This is a genomic window from Brevundimonas sp. Root1423, assembly GCF_001426805.1.
In genome coordinates this window covers 1-16,365 of record NZ_LMFL01000050.1, presented here as the reverse complement: position 1 = coordinate 16,365, position 16,365 = coordinate 1, and the positions used below count along the sequence as shown (strand labels likewise).

General features: G+C 69.3%; 18 protein-coding genes and 1 pseudogene. 9 read left to right on the top strand and 10 right to left on the bottom strand.

Features of this window, described 5'->3' with window-relative positions; translation table 11 throughout:
* Positions 1-133: 133 nt before the first annotated feature.
* Positions 134-835 carry an MBL fold metallo-hydrolase gene (locus tag ASD25_RS25040; RefSeq protein WP_055832572.1) on the top strand — a complete coding sequence of 234 codons (702 nt, stop codon included), beginning with the start codon at positions 134-136 and terminating at the stop codon, positions 833-835.
* Positions 836-860: 25 nt separating this feature from the next.
* On the opposite strand, the gene ASD25_RS25035 is transcribed toward ASD25_RS25040, so the two are convergent.
* Positions 861-1,148 carry a hypothetical protein gene (locus ASD25_RS25035; protein ID WP_055832570.1) on the bottom strand — a complete coding sequence of 96 codons (288 nt, stop codon included), beginning with the start codon at positions 1,146-1,148 and terminating at the stop codon, positions 861-863.
* A 142-nt stretch (positions 1,149-1,290) separates the two neighbouring features.
* On the opposite strand from ASD25_RS25035, the gene ASD25_RS31410 reads away from it, so the two are divergent.
* Positions 1,291-1,449: a hypothetical protein gene (locus ASD25_RS31410; RefSeq protein WP_200943720.1), complete on the top strand. Its 159-nt coding sequence runs from the start codon at positions 1,291-1,293 to the stop codon at positions 1,447-1,449.
* A 112-nt stretch (positions 1,450-1,561) separates the two neighbouring features.
* Positions 1,562-1,783 carry a general stress protein gene (locus ASD25_RS25030; protein WP_055832569.1) on the top strand — a complete coding sequence of 74 codons (222 nt, stop codon included), beginning with the start codon at positions 1,562-1,564 and terminating at the stop codon, positions 1,781-1,783.
* 57 nt (positions 1,784-1,840) lie between these two features.
* Here ASD25_RS25030 and egtB read toward each other — a convergent pair whose 3' ends face one another.
* The 3 genes from egtB to ASD25_RS25015 all read right to left on the bottom strand — a co-directional run bounded on the left by egtB (position 1,841) and on the right by ASD25_RS25015 (position 6,193).
* Positions 1,841-4,006, bottom strand: a complete 2,166-nt coding sequence (egtB, locus tag ASD25_RS25025) for an ergothioneine biosynthesis protein EgtB (RefSeq protein WP_055832567.1) — start codon at positions 4,004-4,006, stop codon at positions 1,841-1,843.
* 114 nt (positions 4,007-4,120) lie between these two features.
* Positions 4,121-5,212 (bottom strand): low specificity L-threonine aldolase, encoded by a 1,092-nt coding sequence (locus ASD25_RS25020; protein WP_082572624.1) that lies wholly within the window; start codon positions 5,210-5,212, stop codon positions 4,121-4,123.
* A 3-nt stretch (positions 5,213-5,215) separates the two neighbouring features.
* Entirely contained in the window at positions 5,216-6,193 is a 978-nt protein-coding gene (locus ASD25_RS25015) for a mechanosensitive ion channel family protein (RefSeq protein ID WP_082560207.1), read from the bottom strand.
* 90 nt (positions 6,194-6,283) lie between these two features.
* Here ASD25_RS25015 and ASD25_RS25010 point away from each other — a divergent pair, with 90 nt between their 5' ends.
* On the top strand, positions 6,284-6,913 hold the full coding sequence (locus ASD25_RS25010; RefSeq protein WP_055832655.1) for a hypothetical protein: 630 nt from the start codon (positions 6,284-6,286) through the stop codon (positions 6,911-6,913).
* Here the strand turns inward: ASD25_RS25010 and ASD25_RS25005 are convergent.
* The 4 genes from ASD25_RS25005 to ASD25_RS24990 form a co-directional block, all read right to left on the bottom strand.
* Positions 6,895-8,589, bottom strand: a complete 1,695-nt coding sequence (locus ASD25_RS25005; RefSeq protein ID WP_055832565.1) for a cisplatin damage response ATP-dependent DNA ligase — start codon at positions 8,587-8,589, stop codon at positions 6,895-6,897. The two genes, ASD25_RS25010 and ASD25_RS25005, sit on opposite strands and share 19 nt — an antisense overlap.
* Positions 8,590-8,676: 87 nt before the next feature.
* A complete protein-coding gene (locus ASD25_RS25000; protein WP_055832564.1) occupies positions 8,677-9,168 on the bottom strand; it encodes an RcnB family protein in 492 nt (163 codons plus the stop codon).
* 140 nt (positions 9,169-9,308) lie between these two features.
* Positions 9,309-11,123 carry an ATP-binding protein gene (locus tag ASD25_RS24995; protein ID WP_055832562.1) on the bottom strand — a complete coding sequence of 605 codons (1,815 nt, stop codon included), beginning with the start codon at positions 11,121-11,123 and terminating at the stop codon, positions 9,309-9,311.
* 103 nt (positions 11,124-11,226) lie between these two features.
* On the bottom strand, positions 11,227-11,526 hold the full coding sequence (locus ASD25_RS24990; RefSeq protein ID WP_055832652.1) for a BolA family transcriptional regulator: 300 nt from the start codon (positions 11,524-11,526) through the stop codon (positions 11,227-11,229).
* 45 nt (positions 11,527-11,571) lie between these two features.
* On the opposite strand from ASD25_RS24990, the gene ASD25_RS24985 reads away from it, so the two are divergent.
* From ASD25_RS24985 to ASD25_RS24965, 5 genes are all read left to right on the top strand, one after another.
* Complete coding sequence (locus tag ASD25_RS24985; RefSeq protein WP_055832559.1) at positions 11,572-12,246, top strand: J domain-containing protein; 675 nt, start codon at positions 11,572-11,574, stop codon at positions 12,244-12,246.
* A 71-nt stretch (positions 12,247-12,317) separates the two neighbouring features.
* Positions 12,318-12,497, top strand: coding sequence for a hypothetical protein (locus ASD25_RS24980; RefSeq protein WP_055832558.1), 180 nt, complete (start codon positions 12,318-12,320; stop codon positions 12,495-12,497).
* Positions 12,498-12,546: 49 nt separating this feature from the next.
* Entirely contained in the window at positions 12,547-13,656 is a 1,110-nt protein-coding gene (locus tag ASD25_RS24975; RefSeq protein ID WP_055832556.1) for an NAD(P)/FAD-dependent oxidoreductase, read from the top strand.
* 10 nt (positions 13,657-13,666) lie between these two features.
* Positions 13,667-14,671, top strand: a complete 1,005-nt coding sequence (cobS, locus tag ASD25_RS24970) for a cobaltochelatase subunit CobS (protein ID WP_055832554.1) — start codon at positions 13,667-13,669, stop codon at positions 14,669-14,671.
* 152 nt (positions 14,672-14,823) lie between these two features.
* Positions 14,824-15,129, top strand: a complete 306-nt coding sequence (locus ASD25_RS24965; RefSeq protein ID WP_055832552.1) for a CsbD family protein — start codon at positions 14,824-14,826, stop codon at positions 15,127-15,129.
* Positions 15,130-15,137: 8 nt separating this feature from the next.
* On the opposite strand, the gene ASD25_RS24960 is transcribed toward ASD25_RS24965, so the two are convergent.
* The gene (locus ASD25_RS24960) at positions 15,138-15,719 is read right to left on the bottom strand and encodes a DUF4287 domain-containing protein (RefSeq protein WP_055832550.1); all 582 of its coding nucleotides are present in this window, start codon (positions 15,717-15,719) and stop codon (positions 15,138-15,140) included.
* A 103-nt stretch (positions 15,720-15,822) separates the two neighbouring features.
* A pseudogene (locus ASD25_RS24955) lies at positions 15,823-16,365 on the bottom strand (hypothetical protein); the annotation flags it as partial.

The following is a 16,365-nucleotide window of genomic DNA, read 5'->3' as shown; positions in this document are numbered from 1 at the left end:
AGCAACAAGGGCCGCCCTTTGGAGGCGGCGCCTTTGAAGCCCGCCCTTATGTCGAGGACGGTCCCAAAGGTCAACGTGAGACGCGGGGCAAGGGACGGTTTCGATTGAGGCGAAGGCGCGCTATCCAGACCCCATGAGCCCCTCCCCCGCCCCCATCGGCGTCGCCGTCTTCCCGGTCACGCCGCTGCAGCAGAACTGCACCCTTGTCTGGTGCCGCAAGACGATGAAGGCCGCGGTCATCGATCCGGGGGCCTCGGTCGACGCCCTGCTGGCCGCGGTGGCCAGCCAGGGACTGACGCTGGACGCCATCTGGATCACCCACGGCCACCTCGATCACGCCGGCGGCGCGGCGGAGATGCAGGAGAAGACCGGCCTCGACATCATCGGCCCCCACCCGGACGACCAGTTCTGGATCGACGGCATCCCCGCCCAGGGCCAGATGTACGGCCTGCCGGACGCCCGCAGCTTCACCCCGACCCGCTGGCTGGCCGACGGCGACGTGCTGACCCTGGGGGAGACGACCTGGGAGGTCTGGCACTGCCCGGGGCATACGCCGGGCCATGTCATCTTCTTCAACCGCGCCGCCCGGTTCGCCCAGGTCGGAGATGTCCTGTTCAAGGGCTCCATCGGCCGCACCGACTTCCCGCGCAGCGACCACGCCAGCCTGCTGAACGCGATCACGACGAAGCTCTGGCCGCTGGGCGACGATGTCGCCTTCGTTCCGGGGCACGGCCCGACCTCGACCTTCGGGGCCGAGCGCCGGACCAATCCGTTCGTCTCGGACGAGGCGATGCGCCGGGCGCCGATCGCGCGCCCGGCGTCCGGCCCGTCCTGATGCGCCTGTCCTGGCGCGCGGGCGGCTAGCGTGCGGCCAGAAGGCCGATCACCACGCCGATGCCGAGGGCGTAGAGGGTCGCCTTGACCGGCTCCGCCTCGACCGCCCCGCGCAAACGTTCGGCCCGGGCCCGGCCCCAGTCGCGCGCATGCCGTGCATCCTCGGGGATCGCCCGGTGCAGCGGCCGCGCGCCGAAACTCCGGGCCTCGTCCTCCGCCAGAATGGCGTCGGCCTGACGCTCCAGCGCGGCCGTGGTTTCGGCGGCGTCCTCGATGTCCTCGACGTTGGTCTGGCCGGTGTAGGTCTCGGTCATGGAAGGGCTCCTGCGGGCTGTGGGGGGTAAGCCGGTCAAACCGCCGCCAGGGGACCGGGTTCCGGGCAAAACGCGGCCCTCCCGAAACGTGATTGAACAGCTTCCTGCCGCGGGACGTTTCCTCTCCAGCAAGGAGACCCCGATGACCTATATCGAGCCAGACAGCCCGGGCGGCCAGCCCGAGATCATGCCGCCGGAAACGCCGGGGCCGGACATGGATCCGGGCGCCGCTCCGGAGGAAATGCCGCAACAGGATGTTCCCGGCGGCGAGCCGGGTGACGCCCGTCCCTATGGCGGGTGATGACGCAAACCCTGTGATTCGTTCGCAATTCCGTGACCGGGACGCCGGAACCGGACGCGGACGGGAGGGTTCAGTCCAGCAACCGCCACCGCCGCCACGAAAGGAAACCCAGATGGCTCAAGGTCAGCCCACACGTGCCTCGGGCGTGTCCAAACGGGGCTTCGCCTCGATGGACCCGGAACGTCAGCGCGAGATCGCCCGCAAGGGCGGGGCCAGCGTGCCCAGCGAGAAACGCAGCTTCTCCCAGGACCGCAGCCTCGCCGCACAGGCCGGCCGCAAGGGGGGTGAAGCCTCCCACGGCTCTCGCGTTCGCGAGCCCGGCGCGACGGACTGACGCGCGATCCAGACCAACAGAGGGACGGCGTCCGCAAGGGCGCCGTCCCTTGTGGCGTCAGGCCTCCAGGAGCGCCAGCGCCACGGCGGGCTCCTCGCCCTTTTCGAACGCAGCCACGGACCAACCCGCCGCCCCCGTAAGGTCGCGCACGGATTGCTCGCTGAATTTCCGTGAGTTCTCGGTGTGGATCGTTTCACCCCGGACAAACCGGATGACCTGGCCGTCGAGGTCGACCGTCATGTCGCGCGTCGCCTCCAGATGCATCTCCATCCGTGACTGCGATGGATTCCAGACGGCCCTGTGCGCGAAGGCGTCGACGTCGAAATTGGCCCCGAGTTCACGATTGGCCCGGACGAGCAGGTTCCGGTTGAAGGCCGCGGTCACGCCGGCGGCGTCGTCATAGGCGGCGATCAGCGTCTCCGGCGCCTTGACCAGATCGACGCCGAGAATGAACAGGGCGTCGTCGCCCAGGAGCGAGCGCGCGGCCTTCAGGAAGGCGACAGCCTCTTCCGGCTCGAGATTGCCGATGGTCGAACCTGGGAAGAAGCCGACCCGCCGGCCCTGGCCGATCCCCGCCGGCAGGGTTCCCAGATGCAGGAAATCGCCGACCAGGGGGGCGACCTTCAGCGTCGGATAGGTCTCGGCGATCCGCCGGGCGGCCGCGTCCAGGGCGTCGGCGCTGATATCGATCGGCACATAGGCGGACAGGTCCGGGGCCGCATCGAGCACGATCCGCGTCTTCTCGCTGGCGCCCGAGCCGAACTCGACCAGCACCGCGTCCGGGCCGAACCGGCCCGCCCATTCCGACACCACGCGACGCAACAGCGCCGCTTCCTGCCGGGTCGGATAGTATTCGGGCAGCCGGGTGATTTCCTCGAACAGATGCGACCCTTCGGCGTCATAGAACCATTTCGGCGAGGCGACCTTGGGCGAGCGGGAGAGCCCGGCGATCAGGTCCCTGCGGAAACGGGCGGTTTCGCCGGGTTCGTTTTCCCGTTTCAGCGGCGCCGGGGCGTCCTCGGCCAGTCGCAGTCCCATGAACGCCCACCTTTGATGCGGATAGAAGAAGTTGCGGTACGTGACCCGCGCGTGGCCCGGCGGCGTGGCGAAGGACGAACCCCGCAGCACCATCTGGTTGGCCATGAACTTGCCGTTGTATTCCGAGGCCGTGCCCTCGGTCGGCCGGAAACCGGCGTAGGGGGCGTAGGCGCTGGCGGTCCATTGCCAGGCCTCGCCGAAGGCGTTGGCGAAGGCGAAGGCGTCGGGGCGGCATCGCACCGCATGCTCCCACTCGGCCTCGCTCGGCAGCCGCTTGCCGGCCCAGCGGGCGTAGGCGTCGGCCTCGTAAAAGCTCACATGCGCGACCGGCTCGGCCGGATCGACGTCCACGCGGCCGGTCAGGGTCATCCGCGTCCGGCGGTCCGCCTCGTCGCGCCAGTACAGGGGCGCGGTCCAGCCCTCGGCCTTCACCATCGCCCAGCCGTCCGCCAGCCACAGCTCCGGACGGGCGTAGCCGCCATCCTCGATGAAGGCGATCCAGTCGCCGTTGGTGACCAGATCGTTGGCCAGCGCATAGGGCTCGAGCCAGACGCGATGGGCCGGCCCCTCGTTGTCGAAGGCGAAGGCCGCGCCGCCGTGGCCGATTTCCACCAGGCCGCCGTCGCAGCGCGTCCAGCCGCCGCGCGGCGGTTCCAGCGGGCTCGAACGCGGCGTCCGGTCATAGGCCGCGGGATCCAGCGGCGAGCGCGACATCAGGTTCAGCAGGTCCATCAGGAACAGCTCCTGATGCTGCTGGTCGTGATGCAGGCCCAGGGTGAACAGATAGCGGCGCAGGGGGTCCGCATCCCCCTGCCCCAGCCAGGCCGTCATGCGCCGGTCGATCTCGCGGCGATAGGCGAGGACCTCCTCCAGCGACGGCCGGGTCATCAGGCCGCGCTCGCCGCGCTCCACACGCGGGCCGAGGGCTTCGTAATAGCTGTTGAACAGGGTCTGGAACCGCGGATCGACAGGCTGGTAGCCGGGCTCCCCGGCCAGGATCAGGGCCTCGAAGAACCAGCTGCTGTGCGCCAGATGCCATTTGCCCGGGCTGCAGTCGGGCATGGACTGGGCCGAGAGATCCTCGGCGCCGAGACCGGTCGCCAGCGCGGGCATGGCCGCCCGGACCTCGCGATAGCGCGTCAGGTCCCCGGCGATCCCGTCGGGGATGGGCGATGGCGCGTTCATCTGGTCCGCCCCTGGCAGTTGACGCCGGACCGGCGCTCGGGCTTCGAACGGCCCGGGGTCCCGGTTTGTTCCAAGTTAGGAACTCCCGGTGACGCTTCAAGCGCCCGGCGGCGCCTAAAGCGTGGAGATGGCCTCGATGACCTCGTCGACGGCCGCTTCTTCGGTCGCCCAGGAGCAGACGAACCGGACCGAACCGTCGTCGAAGCGGTAGCAGGCCCAGCCCATGTCGTTCAGCCGCTGGTGCGCCGCGGGGGGCATGCGCACGAACACCGCATTGGCCTCGACGGGATGGGCGAGGGTGAAGGGCGAGCGGGCGGCGACGCCGGCCGCCAGCCGCTGGGCCATCAGATTGGCGTGGGCGGCGCCGTCCTCCCAGGCGTTGGTCTCCAGCAGACCGAGGAAGGGCGCGGACAGGAAGCGCGCCTTGGACGCCGTCTGCCCCGCCTGTTTCAGCCGATTGTCGATSCGYCGCGACAGGCTCTTGTCGAACATGACGATGGCCTCGGCGCARTTGGCKCCGGCCTTGGCCCCGCCGAACACCAGCACGTCCACGCCCAGCCGCGCGATCTGSGTCAGGTCCTCGGCGCAATTGGCTCCGGCCTTGGCCCCGCCGAACACCAGCACGTCCACGCCCAGCCGCGCGATCTGGGTCAGGTCGAAGCCCGCCGCCGCCGCATTGGCCAGCCGGGCGCCGTCCATATGCACGCCGAAGCCCTTAAGCTTCACCGGTTCGATCAGGTGGCGCAGTTCTTCCTCGGTGTAGACCGTGCCGTATTCGGTCGACTGGGTCAGGCTCAGCGCCGCCGGTGGCTGGCGATGGCCGACCTCCGGCTCGTCGAGGGCGGCGTGCAGCGCCAGCGGATCGATCTTGCCCGAAAAGCCCGGCAGGCCGATCAGGCCCACGCCCGAGCCGAAGAAGCCCGGCGCGCCGGTCTCGTCCGTGCACACATGGGCGGCGTGATGGGCCAGCACCGCCTCGTGCGGCCAGGCCAGCATGGACAGGGCGATGGCGTTGGCCGCCGTGCCCGAAAAGACGAAGCGGATGTCCGCGTCCGCGTCCAGCCGGCGGCGGATCAGGTCGGCGGCGCGCGCCGTGACGTCGTCAGAGCCATAGGCCCGGGCGAAGCCGTCGTTGGCCTCGATGAGCGACTGCATCGCCGCCGGCGCCATGCCCGCCGTATTGTCGGATCCGAAATCGTAGCGCACGCCTCAGCCCTCGCTGCCGCTGTCCTGATGGGCGTCGCCCGGCGACGGATCGCTGGACGTACCCCGCCCCGCCTTGCGCGCCGGAGACGCCTCGGCCGGGATGTTCCCGCCATAGGGCACGGCGACCTGATGGGGAAACGGGATTTCGATCCCGGCGGCGTCCAGCGCCTCCTTGGCGGCCTGAAACACGTCGGCCTTGGCCTGCCAGTAGTCGTCGGACTTCGTCCACGCCTGCAGCGTCATCTCGACCGCACTGTCCTTCAGCAGCGTCACCCCGGCCCAGGGCGCGGGATCGGCCAGGACGTGTTCATGCGCCGAGGCGGCGCCGATCAGCGCCTCCCGCGCGGTGTTCAGATTGTCGCCGTAGCCGACGCTGATCTTCAGCTCCATCCGCCGGGTCTTCTGGCCGGACAGGTTCAGGATGGTGTCGCTGAACACCTTGGCGTTGGGGACGACGATCTTGACGTTGTTGGCGTCCGACATCTGGGTCAGGAACAGGTCCAGGCGCTGGACCGTGCCGACCCGTCCGCCCACGTCGATCAGGTCGCCGACGCGATACGGCCGCAGGATCAGCAGCATCACGCCCGCCGCCACGTTCGACAGCGTCCCCTGCAGGGCCAGGCCGACCGCCAGGGAGGCGGCGCCCAGAACCGCTATGATCGAGGTCGTCTGCACGCCCAGCCGCTGCAGCACGGCGATCAGGCCGATGATGTAGACCAGCACCCGCACCACCTGCACGGCGAAGCTGAGCACCGTCGGATCGTGCCGGAACCCCCGCACGCGGGACAGGGCCCGGCGCGTCAGGCCGCAGGCCCAGCGCGAGATGAAGACCGTCGCGATCAGGATGATCAGGGCCACGGTCAGATTGACCGCGAAATCGCCGGCCATGTCGGTCAGCTTGGCGATCATGACGGCGTCCACCGCGGCGGCCTTCTGGCCGGCGGAAACCGCCTCGTTCAGGGGAGCGACGGGGGAGGACATGAGCCGGGTCTAACGCCTTGGCCCTGATTTGGAACCCCGGCCCCTGCATTTCCGCTTCTGGCCGGACCGCCGCCATTCTAGACCATGACCATGACCGACTCCGCGAAACTTTCGGCTCTCAAGGTCGGCGTCGACGTGCCCTGGGTCACCAGCTGGACCGGCGAGCCGGTGCTGGGCGTGCGGCCCTGCCCTTCGGTGAACGGCGCGCTGGCCATCGTCCAGGCCGACCACGCCGGCCACGGAAAGCCGCTGTATTCGCAGAACCATGCGGTGCGGCAGCGGCTGTCGGTTCGCGACATGCTGTGCCCGATGTGCGGAAAGCCGACGTCGCCGGAAGACCGCTACACCCAGGTCGCGCACCCGTTCACGGCGGGAGCCCTGCGCGCGACCGGACGCGGGGGCGCCCTTCCGGCCGACATCGAGGACGACCGGGTCCTCGTCGACGCCGGCGCCATCGCCCCCCTGCACAAGGCCTGTTCGACCCGGTCGCTGCGGTACTGCCCGCATCTGAAGGCCGATCCGAACATCGACGTGCGCCCCTTCCCCCGGTCGTGGGTTGTGCTGCCCCTGACGGTGCGGGCCGAAGCGCCGCCGCAGCTGTTTCTGGCCAGAGCCGAGCCGCGCCGCGAGGTTCCCGTGATCGGCTTCCTGCAACTGTGCGGCCTGACCGACCAGCGCGACCCGTCATGGCGGAGCCGGAGTCAGCCCGCCGCCGGCTGAGCGATCCGTCCGCCGCCGCTCTCGATCGCGTCCAGCAGATCCATGACGTCGGCGATGGTGTTCGCCTCGCGCGCCGGCTTGTCCCAGCGGATGCGGCTGACCCGCGGAAAGCGCATCGCCACCCCGGACTTGTGCCGCGTCGACCGGTTCAGCCCCTCGAAGGCGATCTCCAGCACAAGGCCGAAGTCCCGCTCGGCCCGGACCGAGCGCACCGGGCCGAACCGCTCGACCGTGTGGTCCCGCACGAATTTGTCGAGCTGCTTCAACTCCTCGTCGGTGAAGCCGAAATAGGCCTTGCCGACGGGGGTCAGCGGCCCCTCCTCCGTCCAGACGCCGAAGGTGTAGTCCGAATAGAAGCTGGACCGCTTTCCGTGACCCCGCTGGGCGTACATCAGGACCGCGTCGATGACGTGCGGATCGCGCTTCCACTTGAACCACGGCCCCTTGGGACGGCCGGCCACATACGGACTGTCCCAGCGTTTCAGCATCAGCCCCTCGGCCGCCGCCCCCACGGGCGGATCGGCGCGCAGGACCGCGAGGTCCTCCCAGCTTGCGTATGTCACCACCGGCGAGAGGTGCAGGCGGTCCCCGCCCTGCCCGGCGACGGCCTCGAGCCGCGCCCGCCGATCCCGAAGCGGCAGGGCCCGCAGGTCCTCTCCCTGATCCGCCAGGATGTCATAGGCCACGATCGCCGCCGGAAAGGCCGCCATCGTCTTAGCGTCGACCGTCTTGCGGTTCAGCCGCTGCTGCAGGTCGCCGAACGGCGCCACCCCTCCCTCCCGCCAGACCACCAGCTCTCCATCCAGCGCGCCTTCGAACGCCAGCCCCGCCATGACATCGGGGAAGGCCCCGGAAATCTCGTCGCCGGTCCGCGAATACAGCTTCTGCACCCCGGCCTCGCGCACCGCCTGAACGCGGATGCCGTCCCATTTCCACTCGGCGGCGAAATCGGCGGGCGACAGGCGGGGGAAGTCGACCGCCTCGTCGATGGCCACCGCCAGCATGACCGGCCGGAACCGGCCGGGGGCGTCGCCGCTCGGGCGCTCGGACCTTCCCTCCAGCCAGGCGAACAGGTCCGCGTAGGGCGGCTCCAGCGCGTGCCAGATTTCCTCGATGTCCGAGGCGTCTACGGGCTCAAGCGCGGTCACGGCCTCCGCGCCTTCGGGATCCGGCGGTTCGCTGACGGCGGCGGGGCGCATCATCGCCGCCGCCGTCTTGGCCAGGCGGGCTGACAGTCCGACGCGCAGCCCGCCCGTCATCAGTTTCAGCAAGGCCCACCGTCCCTTGGGCTCGAGAGCGTCCAGCCAGCCTTCCAGCAAATCCTTGACCTCGCCCCGACCGGCGGTGCGCAGGGCCTCCACCACCTCCCCCAGGTCCGGCTCCCGGTTGGGCCGGTAGTCAGGATAGCGGGGCCAGATCAGCGCCACCGTCTCGGCCAGGTCGCCGACATAGTCGTGGGACCACCTGAACAGCACCGGATCGACGCGGGCCTCGACCGCCTTGCGGATCATCGCCGGCTTGGCCGCGTCGAAGCTCAGCTCGCCTGTCAGGGACGCCAGCGCCCAGCCCCGGTCCGGATCGGGGGTCGCTCTCAGATAGTCCCGCAGCAGCACCAGCTTCGCGTTACGCGACGCCGTCAGCGACAGTCGGTCCAGCAGTTCGGCGAAGGCGCGCATCGGACCTCATGTAAGTGTCTCCGACCCAAACGGAAAACGCCCCGGAGGTTTCCCTCCGGGGCGTCATGTCCACCGGCGTGGAGCCGTCTAGTTGAACAGGCTCGCGATCACCGCGGCGATCAGGCCGCTGTTCGTGTTGGACAGGACCGCGTCATTGCCGCTGCGGACGTACTGATAACCGCGGGGCGGGGCTTGCAAGCCGTAGCGGGCGTAGTCGTCCACGACATACTGGTCCGAGCGGTAGGAGGACGGCATGCTCTGGCCATAGGCCCACTGACGGGTCTGGTATCCGCGCGGCGCCTGGTAGCGGCCGGCGTTGTAGCGGCGCTCGGCCCGCTGCCAGCGAGCGTAGGCGCGCTGTTGTTGACGGGCCTCACGACGGTCCTCGCGGGCGTCCTGACGCCATTCGCGGCGGTCGCTGCGGTCATCCCGGCGGTCGCCGCGGTCATCACGGCGATCATCGTGACCGTTCTGGCGGTGTTCGTGATGGCCGCGCGATTGGGCTTCGGCCGCGGAGGCCACGCCGAGCGAGCTCAGGGCGAGCGTGGCGGCGATGGCGGCGGTGAGAATCTTCTTCATCCGATGTCTCCAGATGCGGCCGAAGGATTTCGACTTGGCCGCACTCTGGTCCCCCGCCCTTGAGCCGGATGTGAACGCCCGTGGTCATCCGTCGTTCAGACGGCGGTCGCCTTTGGAACGCTATCGGGAGCGACTGGCGCTCAGGCCGCGGCGGCCTGGGGGTTCTCGACGCAGCTGCGGAGGCCGGCCCGGCCCGCGCCGACGCGGTTCATCAGATGGGCGAGGGCCGAGAAGTCGATCGGCTTGTTCAGATAGGCGTCGGCCCCCGCGTCCAGGCCGGCGGCGTGGTCCTCGCTCCGCGCCGAGGCGGACAGAACGACGATCGGCGTCTCGCGGTTGGCTCCGTCCCCCGCGCGAATGGCCCGGGTGGCGGTCAGGCCGTCCATCACCGGCATGTTCACATCCATGATGATCAGGTCGAAGGTCTGATCCGCCGCGATGGCGACGGCGACCTGGCCGTTCTCGGCGCTGGTCGAGGCGTGTCCGGCCGAGCCCAGCCAGGCCTCCAAGATCATTCGGTTGACGGGGTGGTCCTCGACCACCAGGACGTTCAGCGCCTGGCCGTCGGCCACCTCGGCGTGGATCGGTTCCGCCGCCTCCTGACGCGCCCATTCGACGACCTCGGACTCGACCGAGAAGGTGAAGGTGGAGCCGGCGCCCACCGCAGACGTCACGGTGATGTCGCCGCCCATGATGTTGGCCATGCGGCGGGCGATCGTCAGGCCCAGGCCCGTGCCGCCGAAACGCCGCGTCGAGGAGCCGTCGACCTGGGTGAACGGCTGGAACAGCCGCGCCAGGTCTTCCGGTGAAATGCCGGCGCCGGAATCGGTCACGGCGAAGTCGAACCGGATCCGGTCCTCGGCCAGACGTTCGCCGCGGACGACATAGGTGACGTCGCCGCGGTCGGTAAATTTCACGGCGTTTGACAGCAGATTGTGGATGACCTGACAGACCCGCAGCGGGTCGCCGCGAACCACGGAGGGAATATCGCCCTCGAAACGGGTCGCGAAGGTCAGGCCCTTGGCCTCGGCCTGGGCCTGGAACGGTCCCGTGACGCGCTTGTGCAGGTCGTCGATGGACACGTCGATGATCTCGAAGGTCATCTTGCCCGCTTCGATCTTGGTCATGTCCAGGATGTCGTTCAGCAGGCTCAGCAGATTGTCGCCGGAGTTGCGGATGATCGACAGATACTCCCGCTGCGTCTGCTCCAGACGCGTGGCGCCCAGCAGCTGGGCGGCGCCGAGGACGCCGTTCATGGGCGTGCGCAACTCGTGGGAGATGACGCCCAGGAAGCTGGACTTGGCTTCGTTGGCGGCGTTCGCCCGGTCGCGGGCCGTTTCAAGCTCCTCGATCAGATGCGCCTGATGCTCCTGGAAGGCGCGGATGCGTTCTTCCCGCAGCATGGTCATCATGACCAGGACGACCAGACCCGCGCCGGTGAACGGCACCACGGCCAGGAACTGCCAGAAGATCGGCGTGCCCCACAGGCTGGCGGCGATGACGAGGGCGGCGACGCCGTAAGGCGAGGAAATCACGATGGCCTGGCGCGGCGAACTGCGCAGCTGGGCGAACACCAGCACATAGCCCGAGACCAGCAGGGCCATCGCCAGCGAGTGGCCGAACTCTGCGCCCGAGAACCAGGCCAGCAAGGGCGCCGTGGCCCATGCGGCGGTGGTCGCCGTCGCCACGGCGGGGAACACCAGGCCCCAGCCCGCGCCCACCCGGTCGCTGATGCGTTTCTCGACCGCGCCCCGGACGGCGCCGGCGGCGACTGTCCCCAGGAACCAGAGTGCGGCGGTGCCCAGGCCGACCGTGGCAAGCAGGCCGAGCGCCCATGTGCCGATGATCATATAGCGCAGGTATTGGGTCTGCAGGATCGCACGGAGCGCCTGCGCGGCTTCGCCAGCGCCCGGCTCGCCGTTCATGGACTTGCCGATGCCGTCGGATTCCACCATGCGCGCGCCCAGCCCCCTTTAGGTCCCGGGGCCGAACGCTATGGGGAAGTCTCTAAGACGAGATGAACGATTACATTTCTGCAAGGTCGAGGTTCGACGAACGTCACGCGTCCGCTTCCGCCGGCGTCAGCGCCCGGATCGACAGGGCGTGCACCGGCCCCGCCAGTTCGGCCCGCAACAGGTCGTTGACCGCCCGCTGACGCTGCACCCGTCCCAGCCCCTCGAACACCGCCGACACCACGGTCAGGTTGAAGTGACTTTCGCCCCCGGGCCGGCCATCCAGTCCGCCCTCGTGGTGGTGTCCGGCGTGCCGACCGCTGTCGTCCTCGATCACCAGACGCGCGGGAGACAGGCCCGCCGTCAGTTTTTCCCGGATAATCGTCGCAATCGGGCCTTCCGGCATGGCTGTGTCCTTGTTGGTGACCAATTCGACCTTACACTGGCGCCGATGTCATCCGAGTTTGAATACAAGCCCCGCTTCAAGGACATGCGAATCAAGCCGCCGCGCCCCGAGGAGGAGGCGGCGGAGGCCGACGTCCTGCATCTGAAGCCCGGCGAGAAGGCCTGCAACTGGCCCGATTGCCGCGCCCCCGCCACGGCCCGGGCGCCCAAGTCGCGCGAACGGCTCAACGACTTCTATGATTTCTGCCAGCGCCACGCGGGCGAGTACAACAAGGGCTGGAATTTCTACGCCGGCATGAGCGACGGCGAGGTCCGCGCGGCCAAGGAAAACGAGGCCATGACCGGCGGTCGCCCGACCTGGGAAATGAAAGCTGGAAAGTTCAGCCGCGAGGCCGCCGCCTTCGCCTCGAAGATGGGCACGGCCAATAACAAGGGGACCGGCAGCTGGCAGGACAGCTTCGGGCTGTTCGGCCGCCGCATGAAGGAGCAGGCCGGGCCCGCGGGCGAGGACACGCTTCGCCTCGGCAAGCTGGAGCGCGCGGCCCTGACGGTGCTCGACCTCGACGCCCGCACGGACAAGGCCGGGGTCAAGGCGCGCTATCACGAGATGCTGAAACGCTTCCATCCCGACCTGAACCAGGGCGATCGCGGCGCCGAGGCCAAGCTGCAGAGCGTCATCAAGGCCTACAAGACGCTGAAAAAGGCGGGGCTGGCGAGCTGACGCCCCGGATGCAACCAACGTTCTTCGGAACGGTTTGAGGTATCCGCGGCGCTTGGAGGCGCTACCCCCGCATGTTCGGCAAATTCCCGCGCCGCAATAACCGCAAGGCCCGGATTTCCCGCTGGTTCGCCAGCGAACGGGGCAGCGACCTGCACACCTTCGACCTCCACGACCTCGGCTCAAGGCTCGGCGCCCTGGTTTCGGCGCTCCTGCGGGCCCGCACCGTTCGCCGCGCCGCCGACAAGGCCTGACGCGCCGTTCCCGATTGAGCCGTCCGCGGCTCCGATCTAGGCTCGTGTCATGGCGGCCCAGCCCCAGGTCCTGATCGTCGGCGCCGGTCCCGCGGGACTGGCCGCGGCGCTGTTCCTCAGCCGGCGCGACGTGCCCGTCCGCATCATCGAGGCGGCCCTTGAGCCGATCCGGACCTCCAAGGCGCTGGGCGTCAATCCGCGCACCCACGTCCTGCTGGAGGAAACGGGCGTGACCGCCCGCATCCTCGCCGAGGCGCAGGAATTGCGGACCCTGTTCGTGCATCACAACGGCAAGCCGCTGACGACCGTCAGGCCGGACTGGAAGGCGCTGGGCGCGACCCATCCGATGGTCATCCTGCCCCAGGCCCGCACCGAGGCCCTGCTGACGGAAGCCCTCGCCCCGTTCGGCGTCGCCCCGGAGCGCGGCAGTGCGTTGACCGCCGTGTCGCAGACCGGTGACGTCGTCACCGCGACTCTCGCCCACGGCGAGACCATCACCGCGCCCCTGCTTCTCGCCGCAGACGGCGCGCATTCCACCGTCCGCAAGGCGCTGGACCTCGACTTCCCCGGCGACGGCTGGGACGAGCCATGGCAGCTGATGGACGTCGACATCGACGGGCTGCAGCCCGACCAGGGCTGGGTCGACCTGCACGACGAGGGCGTCCTGCTGGCCCTGCCCTTTTCGGGCAAGACCTTCCGCCTGATCGGCTTCGGCCGCCCGCTGCTGGAGAACCTGCCGTCCGAATGGACCGTCGGGACCATCCACTGGGAAAGCGATTTCCGCATCTCGCACCGCATGGTCGAGCGCATGACCGTCGGCCGCATCTGCCTGGCCGGCGACGCCGCCCACATCCATTCGCCGATGGGCGCGCGGGGCATGAACCTGGGCATCGAGGACGCCTTCGTCTACGCCGCCTGCGCCGCCGACTTCCTGAACGGAGAGGCCGGCCGGCTCGAGGACTACAACCGCATCCGCCACCCCGTCGACGCCGCCGTCGTCGAGCGCGTGCGCGGCCTGACCAACCTGATCCGCAACACCTCGCCGCTGGCCGACTGGCTCAAGGGCGTGGTCCCGCCCCTGCTCTCGCACCTGCCGTTCGCGCTCAATGCGGGCCTTCGTGTCGGCATGGGCCTCGACCACCCGGTGACGGTGCGGTAATCGCACCCTCATGACCTCCCCGCTCGACGCCACCCCCGATCCCCTGCTGACGCTTGAACCGCATCGCCGCGCCACGGTGCGCGAGATCTTCGGCGTCGACTCCGACATGGTCGTGCCGGTCTTCACCGAGCGCGACAGCCATGTGCCCGAGATCGACCCGGCCTATCGCTTCGACCCGCAGACGACGACGGCCATCTGCGCCGGCTTCGCCTTCGACCGCCGCGTCATGGTCCAGGGCTATCACGGCACCGGAAAGTCGACCCATATCGAACAGGTCGCCGCGCGCCTGAACTGGCCGATGGTGCGGGTGAACCTCGACAGCCACGTCAGCCGCATCGACCTGGTCGGCAAGGACGCCATCGTCCTCAAGGACGGGAAACAGATCACGGAATTCCGCGAGGGCATGCTGCCCTGGGCCATCCAGCGCCCGATCGCCCTGTGCTTCGACGAATACGACGCCGGCCGTCCCGACGTGATGTTCGTCATCCAGCGCGTGCTCGAGGCCCAGGGCCGCCTGACCCTGCTGGACCAGAACCGCGTCATCCGCCCGAACAAGTGGTTCCGCCTGTTCTCGACCACCAACACCATCGGTCTCGGCGACACCTCGGGCCTGTACCACGGCACCCAGCAGATCAATCAGGGCCAGATGGACCGCTGGAACATCGTCACCACGCTCAACTACCTCGACCATGACGTCGAGGCCGAGATCGTCGCCGCCAAGGTCCCCGAATGGCAGGACGCCGAGGGCCGCCGCCGCATCGCCGCCATGGTCCGCGTCGCCGACATGACCCGCAACGCCTTCATGAACGGCGACATCTCCACGGTGATGAGCCCGCGCACCGTGATCACCTGGGCCCAGAACGCCATCATCTTCGCCGGCGACGTGGGCCTGGCCTTCCGGCTGACGTTCCTGAACAAATGCGACGAGCTGGAACGGCCGACGATCGCAGAGTTCTACCAGCGGGCGTTCGGAGAGGACCTGCCCGAGGCGGCGACGCGGGTGAAGGTGGGGTAACCCATTCCTCCTCTCCCCGCCGGCGAAGGAACGCCAGACCTGGACCGCCGCAGAAAACATCCGCGCCGGACCTCTTGCCGCAGGAACCGCGGGCCCCGACGTACGCTTCGGTTGCAGGCCTCCCCGCCCTGTTCACAGCAAGGAATTCTCGCATGACCGACCAACGCATCGACGGAGCCGCCACCGAACTCGAAGGCAAGGCCCAGTCCGGGCTCGGCCGCATGACCGGCGACAGCAAGCTGCAGCTCGAGGGCAAGTTCAACGAGGTCAAGGGCCAGGCCCGCGACGCCTATGGCCGCGTCATCGACGGCCTCGACGGCCTCGTCGCCAAGGCCCCGGTCCAGTACCAGGACAAGGCCCGCCAGGGCCTCGACTTCGCCCGCCGCAAGCCGCTGCTGACCACCGGCATCGTCGCCGGTCTGGCCATCCTGCTGGGCGGCATCGGCCGCCGCCGCTAGACCGCCGACTAACCGTTGTCGGCCGCCTGTGCGAACAGGCGGCCGATCTCGGCATCGACCGCGCCCGGCCCATCCAGCTCGACGACGGCCGACAGGCGCTCCGACCAGCTCTCCCTGCGGACAGCCTCAGCCAGCCGCGGCGACAGGGCGGGATCCAGCTTCAGCCCGAGCAGGGCCCGTCCGCCCTTCAGCGGCCGGATCGCCGCAAACTGCACCGCCCGCGAGAATGAGGTGTAGCCCTTCCGCTGGCCGGAGATGACGCCCTCGACCCCCGCCGCCGCGCGCTCCAGCGCTTCCAGGATGGCCAGCGAGCGCGGCTCCGCCCACAGGGCGGCGCGCAGGCCCTCGGCGTCGTCCCAGCCCATGGCGTCCGCCGGCCGCGCGGCGCTGAGGATATGGGCCGCGTGGTTGGCGCCGAGGCCGTGCGTCGCCTTCAGCCAAGCCGCCTGGGCCTTGGGCCGGGTCTCCGGACAGCCCTTGAGGATGTCGACCCAGACCGCCACCGGCCGTCCGGTGGCGGTTTCGAAATTGGCCTCGACCGTGGCGAACCATTTCCGCTGCCGTTCGGTCAGCCCCGCGCCGCTCTTCATGGTCCGCTCCTCCGCTCCGCCGGGACCTTGCCCCCGCCCGCGACAAAGAAAAAGGCCCCGGCGTCGCCGCCGGGGCCTCGATCGTTGCGGCGGACGACGCCGGTCAGTCCGCGGCCTGGGCCTCGACCGCCTTGGTCTGGGCCGCGCTGGGTCCGCTGACGTCGAAGGCGATCTTGCCGTCRGTCAGGGTSACCTTCACATGGCCGCCGCGCGTCAGGCGTCCGAACAGKATGTCGTCGGCCAGCGGCTTCTTGATRTGCTCCTGGATGACCCGGGCCAGWGGCCGCGCGCCATACAGTTCGTCGAAGCCGTTCTTGGCCAGCCAGTCGGCCGCCTCGTCGGTCAGTTCGATGGTGATGTTCCGGTCCGCCAGCTGRGCCTCCAGCTGGATGATGAACTTSGTCACCACCGACTTGATSGTCTCGGMGTCCAGCGCCTTGAASGCSACGATGGCGTCSAGACGGTTGCGGAACTCSGGCGCGAACAGGCGCTGGATGGCCTTGTCGTCCTCGCCCTCGACCTTGCCCCGGCCGAAGCCGATSGAGGCGCGGGCGTTGTCSGCGGCCCCGGCGTTGGTGGTCATGATCCGTCGCCGGAAGACCTCGCGCGATGGTCGCTGGAGCGGATGATGGTCGCTGGAGCGGAT